The organism is Streptomyces sp. NPDC051180 (genome assembly GCF_040689545.1).
Classification (GTDB): Bacteria; Actinomycetota; Actinomycetes; order Streptomycetales; family Streptomycetaceae; genus Streptomyces.
Genome location: NZ_JBFBBC010000020.1, coordinates 71,002 through 86,315 on the forward strand (window position 1 = coordinate 71,002; position 15,314 = coordinate 86,315).

14 protein-coding genes are annotated in these 15,314 nt (G+C 72.2%); 4 read left to right on the forward strand and 10 right to left on the reverse strand.

The window, feature by feature from the left end:
* Positions 1-972 carry a hypothetical protein gene (locus AB0424_RS27885; RefSeq protein WP_366309320.1) on the forward strand — a complete coding sequence of 324 codons (972 nt, stop codon included), beginning with the start codon at positions 1-3 and terminating at the stop codon, positions 970-972.
* A gap of 123 nt (positions 973-1,095) precedes the next feature.
* Here the strand turns inward: AB0424_RS27885 and AB0424_RS27890 are convergent, their stop codons facing one another.
* From AB0424_RS27890 to AB0424_RS27935, 10 genes are all read right to left on the reverse strand, one after another.
* Positions 1,096-2,265 (reverse strand): agmatine deiminase family protein, encoded by a 1,170-nt coding sequence (locus AB0424_RS27890; RefSeq protein ID WP_366309321.1) that lies wholly within the window; start codon positions 2,263-2,265, stop codon positions 1,096-1,098.
* Between the two features lie 47 nt (positions 2,266-2,312).
* Complete coding sequence (locus tag AB0424_RS27895; protein ID WP_366309322.1) at positions 2,313-3,692, reverse strand: cytosine permease; 1,380 nt, start codon at positions 3,690-3,692, stop codon at positions 2,313-2,315.
* 220 nt (positions 3,693-3,912) lie between these two features.
* Positions 3,913-5,058, reverse strand: a complete 1,146-nt coding sequence (locus AB0424_RS27900; protein ID WP_366309323.1) for an agmatine deiminase family protein — start codon at positions 5,056-5,058, stop codon at positions 3,913-3,915.
* 424 nt (positions 5,059-5,482) lie between these two features.
* Positions 5,483-6,280 (reverse strand): ABC transporter ATP-binding protein, encoded by a 798-nt coding sequence (locus tag AB0424_RS27905; protein ID WP_366309324.1) that lies wholly within the window; start codon positions 6,278-6,280, stop codon positions 5,483-5,485.
* Positions 6,273-7,268, reverse strand: a complete 996-nt coding sequence (locus AB0424_RS27910) for an ABC transporter ATP-binding protein (RefSeq protein WP_366309325.1) — start codon at positions 7,266-7,268, stop codon at positions 6,273-6,275. The genes AB0424_RS27905 and AB0424_RS27910 overlap by 8 nt, the downstream gene beginning before the upstream one ends.
* Positions 7,265-8,119 (reverse strand): ABC transporter permease, encoded by an 855-nt coding sequence (locus tag AB0424_RS27915; protein ID WP_366309326.1) that lies wholly within the window; start codon positions 8,117-8,119, stop codon positions 7,265-7,267. Before AB0424_RS27915 ends, AB0424_RS27910 begins: the two co-directional genes overlap by 4 nt.
* On the reverse strand, positions 8,116-9,075 hold the full coding sequence (locus tag AB0424_RS27920) for an ABC transporter permease (RefSeq protein WP_366309327.1): 960 nt from the start codon (positions 9,073-9,075) through the stop codon (positions 8,116-8,118). Before AB0424_RS27920 ends, AB0424_RS27915 begins: the two co-directional genes overlap by 4 nt.
* A complete protein-coding gene (locus AB0424_RS27925) occupies positions 9,072-10,748 on the reverse strand; it encodes an ABC transporter substrate-binding protein (protein ID WP_366309328.1) in 1,677 nt (558 codons plus the stop codon). The genes AB0424_RS27920 and AB0424_RS27925 overlap by 4 nt, the downstream gene beginning before the upstream one ends.
* A gap of 81 nt (positions 10,749-10,829) precedes the next feature.
* Complete coding sequence (locus AB0424_RS27930; RefSeq protein WP_366309329.1) at positions 10,830-11,843, reverse strand: agmatine deiminase family protein; 1,014 nt, start codon at positions 11,841-11,843, stop codon at positions 10,830-10,832.
* A 310-nt stretch (positions 11,844-12,153) separates the two neighbouring features.
* Positions 12,154-12,732: a TetR/AcrR family transcriptional regulator gene (locus AB0424_RS27935; RefSeq protein WP_366309330.1), complete on the reverse strand. Its 579-nt coding sequence runs from the start codon at positions 12,730-12,732 to the stop codon at positions 12,154-12,156.
* A gap of 156 nt (positions 12,733-12,888) precedes the next feature.
* Between AB0424_RS27935 and AB0424_RS27940 the strand changes: the two genes are divergently transcribed.
* Genes AB0424_RS27940 through AB0424_RS27950 form a run of 3 tightly spaced genes read left to right on the forward strand, consistent with a single transcriptional unit; the run spans position 12,889 to position 15,229 of the window.
* Positions 12,889-14,100 carry a 7TM domain-containing protein gene (locus AB0424_RS27940; RefSeq protein ID WP_366309331.1) on the forward strand — a complete coding sequence of 404 codons (1,212 nt, stop codon included), beginning with the start codon at positions 12,889-12,891 and terminating at the stop codon, positions 14,098-14,100.
* Positions 14,097-14,960, forward strand: coding sequence for a sugar-transfer associated ATP-grasp domain-containing protein (locus AB0424_RS27945; RefSeq protein ID WP_366309332.1), 864 nt, complete (start codon positions 14,097-14,099; stop codon positions 14,958-14,960). The genes AB0424_RS27940 and AB0424_RS27945 overlap by 4 nt, the downstream gene beginning before the upstream one ends.
* A complete protein-coding gene (locus AB0424_RS27950) occupies positions 14,960-15,229 on the forward strand; it encodes a hypothetical protein (protein ID WP_366309333.1) in 270 nt (89 codons plus the stop codon). Before AB0424_RS27945 ends, AB0424_RS27950 begins: the two co-directional genes overlap by 1 nt.
* Positions 15,230-15,314: the final 85 nt, after the last annotated feature.

Here is a 15,314-nt window from a genome sequence, read left to right on the forward strand (position 1 = left end):
GTGACCGCCTTCCTGACCACGCTCGGCGGCAAACTGGCCGACACCTGGCTGTCGTTGCTCGTCCTCCCCGGTCTCCTCTACCTCGCCGTGGTGTCCGCCGGCTCCGTCCTCGGCCACGGGCACGCCACCGACCACGCCCGGATCGCGGAGCGCGTCGACCGGCTCGCCGCGGGCCCGACGGCCGACTCCCCCGGCTCGGTGCTCCTGATCGCGAGCCTCGTGCTGGTGGCCTCGGCGGGCGTGAGCCGGCTGGCCGCCGCCCTGGGGACCGGGATCGAGCGACTGTGGCTGGGCGACTGGCCCGGCCCGCTGCGCCCCGCCGGCCGCGCCCTCACGCGGCGCCGCGTGCGCCGCTGGCGCGCCGCCGACGTCCGCTACCGGCAGGCCCTGACCGCCCGGGCCCTGCGCGCGGCGGCGGAGGACGCCGCACTCGGCCCGCTCGGTCCGCTCCCGCCCGGTCCGCCCGGGGAGCCGGACGAACCCGCCGATCCCGACGGCGAGGACACGGTCGCCCTCAACGCCCGGCGGAACCTGATCGCCCTCACCCGCCCCGCCCGCCCCACCTGGATGGGCGACCGCCTGGTCTCCGTCGACGCCCGCGTCCACGGGGCCTACCGCATCGACCTCACCACGGCCTGGCCCCGGCTGTGGCTGCTGCTGCCCGACACCGCCCTTGCCGAGATCCGCACCTCCCGGACCGCCCTCACCGCGGCGGCCCGCCGCGCGGGCTGGGGTTCCCTCTACGTCCTGCCCGCCCTCTGCTGGTGGCCGGCCGCCCTCGTCGTCGCCGTCGTCTGGTACTCCGCCTGGCGCCAAGGCCGCCTTGCCGTGCACGAGTTCGCCGAACTCGTCGAATCCGCCGTCGACCTCCACGGCCGCGACCTCGCCACCGCCCTCGGCATCCCCTGCGACGAACGCCTCACGCCGGCCGAGGGCCTGCGGATCACCCGCGCCCTCCGCAAGGGCGTGTGACGGTGGGCGCCCTTCGGCCGCCCGCTCACCCGGCAGGCTGCGCGCCGGAGAAGGCGTGGGACCGCCCGGGTCCCGATGACGGGACCCGGACGGTCACTCGGTCGACGACCGAGGAGGGAGGGATCAGCGGTTGGGCTCCTGCATGGTGACGCAGTGGGCGCCGCCACCGCCGTTGCCGTAGAGGTTGTCGAGGTTGAGCTGGACGACGGGACGGCCGTAGGCGGCGGAGATCGCGGCCTTGGCGGCCGCGTCCTTGGCGGTGTCGCCGAACTGGGTCGTGATGATGGCCTGGTTGGTCACCGTCCAGTTCATGTAGGAGCTGAGGAAGTCCGCGCGCTGTCCGGAGGGGATGCGGGGCAGGGTGTCGGGGCCCTGGATGGTGAGGACCTGGAGCCTGCGACCCTTGGCGTCGGTCGCGTTGGAGAGGACGTTGTACATGGCCTGGGCGTTCGCGGTCCAGACGTCGGGCCGTACGGCGCCGGCCAGCTGCACCATCACCACGCCGGGCTTGATGTAGCGGGCGGTTCCGTCGATGTGGCCGTCGGTGACGTCCCAGCCCTTGACGCCGGGGAGCCAGATCATCTTCGTGGCGCCGAAGCGGGCCAGGAGCTCCGCCTCGATCTGGCTGCGGGACTTGCCGGGGTTGCGGTTGCTGTTGATCCAGCAGCTCTCGGTCGCCATCAGCGTGCCGTCGCCGTCGTACTCGATGCCGCCGCCCTCGCCGACCACGGACGCCTTGGCGAAGGGGACGCCCGCGTAGGAGGCGACGCGGCCGGCGACCAGGCGGTCCTTGGCGTAGGCGGAGGCGGGGAGGCCGTAGAAGGTGGTGGCGTTCTCGCCCCAGGCGTTGAAGTTCAGGCCGAAGGAGTCGAGGCCGCCGGCCCCGTCCACGCGGAACAGGGGTCCGGTGTCGCGCATCCAGCAGTCGGAGACCGGGATGGAGCTGATCACGGTGACGGTGGACCCGCACGCCGTCCTGGCCTGCGAGGCGGCCGAGGAGCCGTCGGCGCACATGATCACCGGCTCGTACTTGGCGACCTCCTTGGCCAGCTTGGCGATGTCGGACTGGATCTTGGACAGCAGGTTGCCCCAGATCGTCGAGCTGGACGGCCAGGCCATCCAGGTCCGCTTGTGGGGGGCGTCCTCGCCCGGGACGCGCCAGGAGGCGGCCATGGCCGGCTGGATGCCGCCGATGACGGGTCCGACCGCCAGGGCGGCGGCTGCCGCTCCGGTTCGGGCCAGGAGGGTTCTGCGGCTGATGCCGGGGCGCTCGCCGTCGTGCTCCGTGTTCACGTGGTGCTCCTTCTCTCCAGGGTTCTGTACGTGCGGGTGCGGGTCGCTCAGTGCAGGCGGTCCAGCAGCCCCTCCTCCCGGACCATCCGGCGTTCGGTGGTCAGATCGAGGCTTCGGGCGAAGACCCAGTACAGGGCGCCCGCCACCGGCAGGCCGACGAAGACGGAGCAGTCGACGCCGCCGAGGAGCTTCGCGACGGGTCCGACGAAGAGCCCGGTGATGACCATGAAGGGGGCCATGCACACCAGCCCGACGAGGTAGGCGAGGTTCCCCCGCCATCCCCAACGGCCGTAGATCCCGCGCGGGTTGAAGATCTCCTTCACGACGTACTGGCCACGTCGGACGAAGAAGAAGTCGACCAGGTTGATGGCCGTCCACGGGATGAACAGGTACGTCAGGACCACGACGACGTTCGCGAAGAACCAGTTGAACTGGTCGATGCCGACCAGGGTGGAGACCGTTCCGACGGCGACGAGCATGATGCCGATGGTCGTGACGCGGATCGCCCGCGTCGGCTTGACCGGCCGGAACGAGTCGACGATCGAGATCATGGTGAGGCTGCCGCCGTACTGGTTGATCGCCATGATGGAGAGCAGTCCCACCAGCAGGACGACCACGGCGATCGTGCCGAAGCCGTCGAACAGCCGGTCGGCGGCCAGCTTGAGCGCGGTCACCGGGTCGGTGCCCTCGGGGGCGCCGGCGGAGACCACGGCGCCGAGGACGAACACCCAGATGCCGGAGACCGCGCTCGGCAGGTAGGTCCACCAGAAGGTGCTGCGGACGGGGACGTCGGGTCTGAGGTAGCGGGAGTAGTCGGAGACGTACGGCGCCCAGCCCAGCTGGAAGCCGGCGACGAAGACGAACACCAGCATGAAGGGGGCGAGTTCGAAGGGGCCGGCCGTCCAGACACCGTCCGGCAGGCCGCCGCCGAAGAGGGCGGCCCCGGAGATCGCCGCCGTGACGACCACGAACGGCCAGGTGAGCCACTTGTTGATCCGGTGGATCCAGTCGTACCCGAAGAGGGCGATCACCGTCGCGACCGCGGCGGCCAGCAGGTAGCCGACGCCGTTGGGTATCCCGGTGAGCAGGTTCATCGCCTGGCCGGACAGCAGGGCGTCGGAGGTGTTGAAGGCGACGTAGTTGACCAGGGCGAAGACCCACACGGTGAGCGCGGCGCCGAGGTAGCCGAACTGCGGCCGTGACTGGACCAGTTGGGGCAGGCCGAGCTGGGGGCCCTGGGCGGAGTGGAACGCCATGAAGAAGGTGCCGAAGAGCGAGCCGAGGACGGTGGCGACGACCGTCCAGACGAGCGAGGCACCCATGGAGAGCGTCACGACACCGGTCGCCAGACCCGTGAGGTTCAGGCTGCCGACGAACCAGATGGCTCCGACGCTCGAGGGTTTGCCGTGCCGTTCCGAGAGGGGCACCCAGTCGATCGAGTGCTGTTCGATGCCCGCGTGTGAAGCGGAATCATGCGTCTGCGCGCCAACTGGCCCCATGTGGGCTCCTGTTCAGGGATGGTCCATGAATCGGCACAGCGCCCGCGTGACCGCAGGCGCTGTACGGTGCGCTCACATTAGGTACTGACTCAAATTTCAGTCAATGACCGGGACAGAACTGGCTGACGGAAATTTCAGTCATGGGGTGTCAGGCGGCGGGCTGCTGCTGGGTGACGCAGTGGATGCCCCCGCCGCCGGTGCCGAGGCGGTCGATGTTCAGCTGCTCGATGTACCGGTCGGGGTAGAGGCGGGAGAGGGTCGCACGCGCGGCCTCGTCGGCCCTCCGGTCGCCGAACTGGGCCGAGATGACCGCGTCGTTGCAGAGGTAGAAGTTGGCGTAGGAGGCCAGGAAGTCCCGGTTGGTGGAGCGGATCCTGTTGTAGTCCGGGCCCTGGAGGCGCATCACGTCCATCGCCCGGCCGGAGGAGGTCGTCGAGACGGAGAGGGTGTCGTACTGCCGGCGGGCGTCGCGGGCGTAGGCGTCGTTGTCGGCGGCGACGGGCATCTGGACGAGGGCCTCGCCCGGCGAGAGGAACCGGGAGGTCGCGTCGACGTGGTCGTCGGTGATGTCCTGCCCGTAGACGCCGTCGAACCAGATGACCTTGGACGCGCCGTACGCGTCGCACATCGCCCGCTCCAGCGCGCGTTCCGACATACCGGGGTTGCGGTTGCGGTTCACGAGACTGCTGCGGGTGGCCATCAGGGTGCCGGCGCCGTCCTGCTCGATGGCGCCGCCCTCGCCCACCAGGTCGGCGTAGGTGAACGGCACGCCCACGTGGGCGGCGATCCGCTCGGCCACCAGGGCGTCCTTGGCGTGGGCCTGCTTGTTGCCCCAGCCGTTGAAGTTGAGGCCGACGGTGTCGAGGCCGCCGTATCCGTCGGTGCGGAAGACCGGACCCGTGTCGCGCATCCAGCAGTCGTCGACCGGGATCGAGCTGATGACGGTGACCGTCGGGCCGCACATCGTGCGGGCCTTGGCGGCGCTGCCGGAGTTGGCGCACAGCACGACCGGCTCGTACTTCGCGATCGTCCGGGCGATCAGCGCGATGTCGGCCTGCACGCCGCTCAGCTTGTTGCCCCAGATCGAGGTGCTGTCCGGGAACGCCATCCACGTACGGGTGTGGCGGACGTCCTCGACCGGGACGCGGAAGGAGCGCGCGGACGGCGCGGCCCCGGCACGGGCCTGGACGGCCGTCGTGATGGCGGCACCTGCGGCGGCCGTGAGGCCGGCCGCGGCGAGGAACCGGCGGCGGTTGAGCCCGGGGCCCGCGTGACGGGCGACGTGTTGGTTCATTGTTGACCTCCTGTGTCAACGTGCGTGCGCGGTGGGGGTGTCGGCGGCGGGGGTGGGGTGGGGTGGGCGCACGGGATGCCGCCTAGTCCCCCGCCGCCGAGTTCGGTGCGGTGGCGGTGTGGCGCGATGGCGATGCGGGTGCGACGCGTGGGCCGCGGCGCATGGGGTGCGACGCGTGCGGACGCGACGCGTGCGGACGCGACGCATGGGGTGCGGCGCGCGCGGACGCGACGCATGGGGTGCGGCGCGCGCGGACGCGACGCATGGGGTGCGGCGCGCGCGGACGCGGTCCGTGCGGACCCGGCGCGGCGCGCGGGGGTGCGGCCGCGAGGCGGGGCGCGTGGGGCGCGGGTCTCGCGGGCGGGGTGCCGCGACCGCGGCGCACGAGGGGTGCGGCGCGTCGCGGGAGGGGGATGCGGGCCGGTCAGAGGGCCCGGCGGGCCGCGGCGATCGCCTCGGGGTCCCAGCCGGGGCGGGGGACGGACTCCAGCAGGAGCCGGGTGTAGGGGTGCTGCGGGGCGGCGAGCACCTCGGCCGTGCGGCCGGCCTCGACGACACGGCCGTGGCGCATGACGATCACGTCGTCGGTGACGCAGCGGACGACGCCGAGGTCGTGGGTGATGAACAGGTAGCCGATCCGGGTCTCCTCGCGGATGTCCGCGAGGAGGTTGAGGATCTGCGCCTGGACGGACACGTCGAGCGCGGCGACCGCCTCGTCGAGGACGAGGACGGCCGGCTCCACGGCGAGGGCGCGGGCGATCGCGACGCGCTGGCGCTGGCCGCCGGAGAGCTGCCGGGGTCGCGCGTCGGCGGCGCGGGTGCCGAGGCCGACCTGGTCGAGGAGCTCGCGGATCCGCCGGTCGTGGTCGGCGCCGGGGAAGTGCAGGCGGAGGGTCTCGCGCAGGACCTGCTCGACGCTGGTCCTGGGGTCCAGGGAGAGGTAGGGGTCCTGGAAGACCATCTGGACCTCGCGGGCGCGGGCCAGTCGACGGGCGCGGCCGCGGCTGCGCGGGTCGCGGGCCCGGCCGCGGACCAGGACGTCCCCGGAGTCGGCCTGTTCGAGGCCGACGACGATCTTGGCGGTGGTGGTCTTGCCGGAGCCCGACTCGCCGACGATGCCGAGCGAGCCGCCCTCGGCGAGGGTGAAGGAGACGTCGTCGACGGCGCGGACGCTGCCGTAGGTGCGGTGGAGGCCGGTGGCCTCCAGGACGGTCTCAGGCATCGACGGGGCTCCCTTCGAGGCGGTCGCTGTGGTGGCAGGCGGCCTGGTGGTGCGGCCGGCCGGGGGCGGACCGCGGTTCGGGGGCCTGCTGGTCGCAGATCTCGGTGGCCAGGTGACATCGGGTGGCGAACGGGCAGCCGACGAGTTCCTGACGCAGGTCCGGGGGCTGGCCGTCGATGGCCGCGAGCCTGCCCTGCGGGCCCTCCAGCCGGGGGGTGGAGGCGAGCAGCGCGGAGGTGTACGGGTGCCGGGGGCGGGCGAAGAGGGCCTCGGCGGGTCCGCTCTCGGCGATCCGGCCGGCGTACATGACGTACACCCGGTCGCTGATGGCGGCGGCGAGGTCGAGGTCGTGGGTGACGAAGAGCAGTCCGGTGCCGAAGCGTGCGCGGAGCTCGGCGAGGAGGGCGATGACCTCGGCCTGGGTGGTGACGTCGAGCGCGGTGGTGGGCTCGTCGGCGAGGACGAGGGCGGGGTCGCCCATGAGGGCGGCCGCGATCATGACGCGCTGCAGCATGCCGCCGGAGACCTGGCCGGGGTACTTGCGCAGGGCGGTCTCGTCGAGGCCGACCGCGCGGAGCAGCTCTCCGGCGCGGGCGGTGGCCGCCGCCTTCCCCATGGCCCCGGTGAGGGTGACGCTCTCGGTGAGGAAGTCGCCGATGCGGCGCAGCGGGTTCAGGGCGGCGCGGGGGTCCTGGAAGATCATGGACACGGTACCGGTGCGCAGGGCGCGCAGCTGGTCCGCGGTCATGGTGAGCACGTCCTCGCCGTGGACGCGGACGGCGCCTTCGACGACGGCGCCGGGCGGCAGCAGGTTCAGGGCGCTGCGCGAGGTGAGGGTCTTGCCAGAGCCGGACTCGCCGACGAGGGCGACGGTCTCCCCGGCGCCGACGTGGAGGTCGACGCCGTCGAGGACGGGCCGGGCCGTACCGGGCAGGGTGATGCGCAGCCCCTGGACGTCGAGGGTGTGCAGCTTCTTCGTCGGGTTCATCGGTCTCTCCTGGCGACGCGGTCGGCCCAGCGCTCTCCGACCACGTTGAAGGCGACGACGGTGAGCACGATGAACACGCAGGGCAGGATCGCCGACAGCGGGTAGCCGTGCTGGATGGCGGTCTGGCCGTCGAAGACCATGCGTCCCCAGTCGGGGGTGAGCGCGGGCACCCCGAGTCCCAGGAAGGACAGGCCGGCGAGGTCCATCAGTGCGTAGCCGAAGTTGATGGTGGACTGGGCGAGGACGACGGGGGCGATGTTGGGCAGGACGTGGCGCAGGCAGATCTGGAGGGCCGAGTGGCCCTGGACCTGGTAGGCGCTGACGTAGGGGCGCTTGCGTTCGGCCAGCACGAGCGAGCGGGTGAGGCGGCTGACGTAGGGCAGGTAGGCGACGGAGAGGGCGACGACGGGGGCGAGCAGTCCCTCGCCGTAGATCGAGATGATCAGGATGGCGAGGAGCATGCCGGGGAACGCGAAGACCAGTTCGGTGCTGCGCGAGAGGACGGAGTCGAGCCAGCCGCCCCGCCAGCCCGCGGCCATGCCGACGGCGACGCCGGCGAGGGTGGAGAAGACCACGACCCCGAGGGGCCCGAGGAGGGAGGTGCGGGCGCCGAGGACGAGCCGGGAGAAGGTGTCGCGTCCGGCGGCGTCGACGCCGAGGAGGTGCTCCGGGGAGGGGGCGGCCAGGGCGTTGCCGAGGTCGACGGCGTTGGGGTCGTACGGCACCAGCCAGGGCGCGAGGAGCGCGGCGAGGGTGACGAGGGCGACGAAGCCGAGGCAGACCAGGTAGAGCGGGGACCGGGCGGTGCGGATCTTCGCGAGGCCGGGCCTGCGGGTCAGGACGGCGGTCATACGGAGGAGCTCCTCGTTCCGAGGGTGATCCGCGGGTCGACCAGGGGCAGCAGCAGGTCGACGATGAGGTTCACGGCCATGAAGAGGGCGACGATGATCAAGGAGATGGCCTGGACGGTCGGGAAGTCCTTGGTCGTGGTGGACAGCTCCAGGAGCTGTCCTACGCCGCCGATGCTGAACGCGGTCTCCACGAGGATCGTGCAGACCAGGAGGGTGGAGACGATCAGTCCGCCGGTGGTGAGGACGGTGCCCAGCGAGTTGCGGAACACGTGGCGGCCGATGACCTTGCGCTCGGGGACGCCGCGGCTGCGGGCGACGGTGACGTGCTCGCTGTCGAGGGCCTCGGCCATGGCGGACCGGGTGACCCGGGCGAGCATGCCGATCAGGTAGAGGGCGAGGGCGATCGCCGGCAGGGTGAGGTGCCACACCTGGTCGAGGAAGCCGTCGCCGGAGCCGCTGCTGGGGAACCAGCCGAGCTTGACGGCGAAGAGTCCCTGGAGGAGGACGGCCGCGACGAAGGACGGGGTGCCGACGGCGAAGGTGGTGCCGACGAGGATGGCGGAGTCCGTGCCACCGCCGCGCACGGCGGCGACCCAGCCGAGGATCAGGCCGATCACCACGACGACGACGAGCGCCATCGCGACGAGCAGCAGGGTGGTGGGGAGGCGGTCGGCGAGCAGCCTCGAGACGTCGGTGCGGTAGGTGATGGACCGCCCGAAGTCGCCCTGGAGGATGTCGCCGAGCCATCCGAGGTACCGGACGAGGAAGGGGTCGTCCAGGTGGTACTGGGCGTTGATCGCGGCGAGGGCCTCCGGCGAGGCGGAGCGGCCGGAGAGCAGGAAGCTGGCCGGGTTGCCCGGTGCCAGGTACATGGCGCCGAAGACGACGAACGACGCGGCGAGCAGGGTGGCGGCCATCTCCGCCACCCGGCGTGCGGCGAATCTCAGGAAGTTCACTGCGTGGCTCCCGCCTCGGCCGCGCCGACGTCGGCGGCCCACGGGTAGTACATGTACGCGATGGTGGTGGGGGCGCCGGTGATCCGCTTGTTGAGGAAGACCGCGGTGGGCCACTCGGCGACCGGGATCCACAGGAGCTGCTCGGCGGCCTTCTTCTGCAGTTCGGCCTCGATCTTCAGCCGCTGGTCGTGCGGGTAGACGGCGGTGGCCTGCTCGACGAGCGAGTCGTACTCCTTGTCGCTGTAGCCGGCGAAGTTCAGGTAGGCACCGGTCCTGAAGTTGGTCAGCAGGTCCAGCGGGTCGGTGATCGAGTCGTAGTAGGTGAGCGGGAACATGTCGATGCCCTCGCGCGCCGCCGGGTCGGTGAAGAGCGCCGTGAAGGCGTTGGGCGCGATGGTCTTCAGGTTGATCTTCAGACCGATCTGGGTGCCGGCGGCCTGGACGGCGGTCGCGAGGAGGGAGACGTCCTGGCCGATGGAGCTGGTGGCGACCGTCAGCGTCTTGCCGGTGGCGCCGGCTTCCTTGATCAGGGCCCGGGCCTTCGCGAGGTCCTGGGTGGTGGGCGGCAGCGTGTCGAAGGCGACCTTCAGGGTCGGCTCGGAGGCTCCGGCCCAGGCGGCCCGGGTGGTGAGCGAGGAGGTGACGGTGCCGGCACCGCCGAGGCCGGCCTTGACGAAGCCGGAGCGGTCGAGGGCGAGGGAGAGCGCCTTGCGCACCCGGAGGTCGCCGAGCGGGCCCTTCATGTCGGTGATGTTGACGTTGACCGTGCTGAGGCCCTCGCCGAAGAACAGGGTGCCGATGCCGCTGTCGCGCAGCCGGCCGTAGCTCTCGGTGGGGATGAGGTAACCGCCGTCGACGTCGCCGCTGAGCATGGCGTTGGTGCGGGCCGAGGGGTCGGTGAGGACCTTGAAGACGACCTTCTCGGACTTGGCCCGGGTTCCCCAGTAGCCGTCGAAGCGGTCGAGCTCGATCGACTGGCCCTTGCTCCAGGTGCCCAGTTCATAGGGTCCGGTGCAGGCGAGGCCGCCGGTGGTGCCGTAGTCCTTGCCCGCCGCCTGGACGCCGGACTTCGAGGCGACGACGCCCGCGGCCGTGGCCATGTACTGGGGGAACTGGGAGTCGGGCTTCTTGAGCTTGACGGTGACCTGGAGGGGGCCGGTCTTCCTGACGGAGTCGACGTTCTGGAAGTTCTGGGCCCAGGCGGCGGCGTTGTCGGGGTCCCGCTGCCGGTCGAGGCTGTAGACCACGTCGTCGGCGTTCATGACCTTGCCGTCGTGGAACCTCACGCCGGCGCGGAGGTCGTAGACCCAGGTGGTGGGGTCCGGGTTGGACGCCTTGCGGGCCAGTCCGGGCTCCAGGGCGAGGCCCGGGGTCCAGCGCATCAGGCTCTCGCACACGTTGGACAGGATCGTGTTCTGGGGGTAGTCGAAGGCCAGGGTGTAGTCGAGCGTGGGCGGCTCGGCGTAGACGGCCCAGGTGAAGGAGTCGATCTGGCCGCGGGCGGGCGGGGTCGAGGCGGAGAGCTTGACCTCGCCGCCGGCGACACCGGAGTCCTTCGGCGGGCCGGAGCAGGCCGCGAGGGCCGCGAGGGAGGTGAGGACGGCGGTCGTCACGGCGATCGGTCCGCGCCGGAGGCGGGGGCGTCTGCCGCCGGTGGGCAGGGGTGTGGTCATCGTCGCGCTCTCTTTCCGTGAGGGGTGCGGGGAGGCCGGAGGGCCGCTGGTGCGGCCCTCCGGGAGCGGTCCGTTCTCGGCTCAGGCGGTGGCGGGGACCGCGGGGACCTGCTGCGTGATGCAGTGGACCCCGCCGCCGCCGTAGGCGATTCCGGGCGCTCGCACCCCGACGATCTTCCGGCCGGGGTACGCGGCCGCGATGACCGCGAGCGCTTCGTCGTCCTGGGGCACTCCGGCCACGGGGACGACCACGCCGCCGTTGGCCACGTAGTAGTTCAGGTAGGACACCTCGACCTCGCCGCCGGCGACGGTGGCGTACGCGGTCTGCGGGACGTCGACGATCTCGAAGGGACGGCCCTGGGCGTCGGTGGTGTTCTCGAGGACGGCGCGGTTGGCGCGCATCCGGGCGTGGTCGGGGTGGGCGGGGTCGTCGGGCAGGGAGACGACGACCTTACCCGGAGCGGCGAACGCGCAGACCCCGTCCACGTGCCCGTCGGTCTCGGTGTCCAGCAGACCGCCGTAGGGAAGCCACACAACCTTGTCGACGCCGAGCCGGGATTTCAGTTCCGTCTCGATCTCGTCCCGGTTCATGCCGGGGTTGCGGTTGGGGTGCAGCAGGCACTGCTCGGTGGTGATCAGGGTGCCTTCGCCGTCGACCGTGATCGCGCCGCCCTCCAGGATCATCTCGGAGGCGATCCGGTCGACGCCGAGGTGCTCCAGGAGGAGGCCGCTGACGCGGTCGTCGGAGTCGTACGGGCTGTGCTTGCGGCCCCAGGCGTTGAAGCGGAAGTCCACGCCGGCGCGGTTGCCCTCGGCGTCGAGGACGAAGATCGGGGCCGAGTCGCGGAACCACGAGTCGTCCTGCGCGAGCTCCACCACGGTGATCCCGTCACCGCACCGCGTGCGGGCCTCGTCGCCGTGGCCGGGCGGCGCGACCATGGTCACGGGCTCGAAGGCGTGGATCGCGCGGGCGACGTTCGCGTACTCCTCCTTGACGTCGTCCAGCACGCTGCCCCAGAGGTCCTCCCGGACGGGCCAGGCCATCAGGCACCCCTCGTGCGCGGACCACTCGGCAGGCATACGGAATGCAGTCATCACGGGTCTCTCTATCGTCTCGCCAGAAGTACCCGTCGGCGGTGGGCCGGCTCAGCCTCGCGGGAGCGGGACGGGTACGCGGTGTGAACAGCATCCTCCTCCCGACTGAAAATTCAGTCAAGAGCGGAGAGGCAGCTTTGGGGAATCGGCCAAGGGTCGGGCTCGGTGGAACACGGTCACCGCACTGGCTGAAATGGCAGTCAGGGCAGGTGACAGGGCTGCGCCGCCGCCCACGGGAGACGGGGCGGCGGCGAGGAGAAGCGGGTCGGGGGTGAGAACGAGCCAGGGCCGCGACCGGCCCCGGTGGCCGTCAGCCGGCCAGGCGGCCGACCTCGGCGTCGATGGCCTCGCTCATCAGGGTCCTCGCGTGGGCGATCCGGAGCGTGCCGCTGAGCCAGCGCATGCTGAGGCCCTCCAGGAGGGCGGTCAGACGCTCGGCGGCGGCGGTGAGGGCGACGGCCGGGGCCATCGGCCGCACCTGGCCGAGCAGGGCCGCCACCTCCTGCACCCAGATCAGGGTGGAGCGCGCCAGGTCCTCGCGGAGGACCTCGTCGAAGACCGCGCTGGCCCGCAACTCGCCCCAGGCGCTGCTGTTCTCCCTGACCTCGGTGGTGTCCTGGAGTTCGAGCAGGAGGGTCTGGTCCAGCTCCTCGCGCGGGGTGAGCGGCTCGGCGTCCGGGTCACGGTCGGTCGTGTACCGCTCCGCGCGGTCGCTGATGAACTCCAGCGTCTTGCGCAGGATCCCGGTGCGGTCCTTGAAGTGGTAGTAGATCAGCGCGGTGGACACGCCGGCCTCGGCGGCCAGCTCCTCCACGCGCAGGCCACGGACCCCGCGCCGGGCGATCACCCGGGCGGCCGCTTCGAGGATCTGAGTGCTGCGAGACGCCATGGCCCGAACCTTACCGGGCGCCATCCGCCGGCGGAGTCACGACCCTGAAGAGTGGCCGGAGGGCCGTCTCCCGGCCCGCGTACAGGCAACTTTCGTTGTACCGCTCCGGCCGATCGGCACTACTGCGTGCCCGGTCCCCCGTCCGAGGCTGGTGCCATGCATGACCTCCACAAGAACCCGCATGACCTCCGGAAGGACCCCGACGGCGCGCCCCGCGGGGGCCGGGCGGCCGACGCCCGGCGCGGTGCGCGCAGACGGGTGCCCGTGTTCGTCAAGGTGCTGGCGGCCGTGGCCGCCCTGGTCTTCCTGCTGCTGGGCGTCCTCGGTTCCCCCGACCGGCCCCTCGGGCGGACGCCCGAGGTCGTCGGCGAGCGGGAGATGGTGCGCATCAGCGGCCCCACGGGGGTGACCTCCGAGGTGCTGGCCCTGATCGACACCGGGGCGTCGGCGTCGTCGGTGGACACTGCGCTGGCGAGGGAGCTGGGCTTCGACCTCGACGCCGCGCCGCGCATCACCGTGAGTTCGGCGCTCGGCCGGGAGAAGCGTCCGGTGGTCGACTCCACGGTGCGGCTGGCCGGGCGGTCCTTCGTCGCCAAACTCAGCGTCAACAACCGCTCCAAGAGGGAGACCCCCGTCCTGCTCGGCCGCCAGGAGGTGCAGGGGCTCCAGGTGGCGGTGGGCAAGCGGCTGCTGACCGAGCCCGACTCCACGGCGGCGCCGTCGGCCCTGCGCATCCTCTTCTCCAAGGCCCCCGCGATCGACCCGGTCTCGATGATGGCCCTGCTGCCGCTCGCCGGCCTACTGATCGTGATGCTCCGGGTGGTCGTCGGGCTGAACACGCTGGGCACGTTCAGCCCGGTGCTGCTCGCCCTCGCGTACGCGCAGACCGGCCTGCCCCTGGGCGTCCCCCTGACACTGGCGATGTTCGTGCTCGGGTTCGTGATGCAGCCGCTGCTGCGCCGCCTGCACCTGCCCCGGGTCGCCCGGCTCGGGGTGCTGATCGCCGTCGTCACGACCGGCCTGATCGCCTCCCAGCTGACGCTCGGCGGACTCGGGCTCTCCGACTCCTGGGGCATGTCGCTGCCCGTGGTCGTCACGGCCATCGTCACCGAACGGCTGTGGGAGGCGTGGGACCTCGACGGTTTCAGGGCGGCCGCCACGGGGGCGGCCCTCACCATGGGCACCGCCGTCCTGGTCGCGCTGCTCCTCCTGACGCCGTACGTCCGCGAGGTCGCCGAGGCGGTGCCCCTCCAGCTCGCGCTCGTCTGCGCCGTCTGGACGGCCATCGCCGGCACGTACCGCGGTCTGCGGCTGAACGAGCTCTTCCGGTTCGCCCCTGCGGCGAAGGCGCAGGAGGGCGGGGCGTGATCCGGCTCCGCGGCTGGGACCCGGTCATGGGCATGAACCTGCGCAACGCCCGGATCTCCCGGCACAACTCGACGGCCGCCATCCGGCTCGTCAACGACAAGTACGCCACGAAGGAGGCGCTGACCACGGTCGGCGCCCCCACCTCCCCCACCCTGGCCCTGCTGCGCTCGCGCCGGGAGATCGCCGCCCTCGACTGGGACGGCCTCCCCGACTGCTGGGCCCTCAAGCCGAACCAGAGCCTGGGCGGCAACGGCATCCTGCTGGCCTTCGGCCGGCGGCGCCGGTACTGGACGTCCTCGTCGGGCAAGCGGATCTCGCGGGACCTCGTCGCCGACCAGCTGCGGCGCATCCTGGACGGGGACTTCTCCCCGCGCCCCACCGACTGGGCGCTGTTCGAGCCGCTGATCCGGGCCCATCCGGAGCTGGCCCGGCTCTCGCACCAGGGGCTGCCGGACATCCGGGTGATCTGTGACCGGGACCGGCCCCAGCTGGCGATGCTCCGGCTGCCGACCCGGTTCAGCGGCGGCCGCGCCAACCTCCACCAGAAGGCCATCGGCGCCGCCGTCGACCTGGCCACCGGCCGCATCACCCACGCCCTCGTCGGCAAGGAGTCGACCGAGACCCACCCGGACACCGGCGCCCGTCTGATCGGGGCGACCGTCCCGCACTGGCCCGAGGTGCTCGACGCCGCGAGCCGGTGCGCGGCGGCCACCGGACTGCACTACCTGGGCGCCGACATCGTCGTCGACGCCGACCGGGGTCCGCTGATCCTGGAGGTCAACGCCCGGCCGGGCCTCCAGATCCAGAACGTCACCGGCCACGGGCTCATGCCCGCCCCCACCCGACCCCGGAGGTCCTGATGCGCTGGACCGCGCTCGTGTCCAAGACCCTCGTCGCCGGGGCTGCCGGAGTGTTCCTCGCGGTCAGCGCCGCGCGGGTGGAGACGCCGCCCGCCTCGGACGCGGACCCGGGGAGGGAGGTGCCGGCGGAGCACCGGACCGACGCGCCGGACCGGGGCCCGGGGCCGGGCGGTGACGCCGTCGGGCCCGGCACACCCGCGCCGACGGCGACGCCCACGAGCACCGCGGCGGCGGCCTCCACGCCGTCCGCCGGGCCGTCCGGGAGCTGAGGCACGCGCAAGGGGCCGGGCCGCCGACGTCGACGGCCCGGCCCTTGCCGTTGCCCGTGCCCGTGCCTTGCCCTTGCCCTTCTCC